General features: G+C 47.2%; 1 pseudogene. It reads right to left on the reverse strand.

From position 1 onward, the window contains the following. A pseudogene (locus Q4563_RS21220) lies at positions 1-252 on the reverse strand (hypothetical protein); the annotation flags it as partial.

Raw genomic sequence — 252 nt, forward strand, 5'->3', positions numbered from 1 at the left:
GCTTTGAACAGTGCTTTGGCACGTCGATACAGGTGCAATTCTTCCGCAGTGATCACCTTGGCTGGACGAGCTTTCCACGCGTAGAACGCCGACTTGCTGACGTTCATCACATGACAGAGCAATCGCACCGGATAACTCTGTCTGTGATTTTCAATAAAGTGGTATTTCACTTCATTTCTTTCGCGAAGAAAGCACTGGCCTTTTTTAAAATCTCTTTCTCCATGCGCAGGGTTTTGACTTCCTGACGAAGCC

Source organism: Gilvimarinus sp. 1_MG-2023 (genome assembly GCF_030548285.1).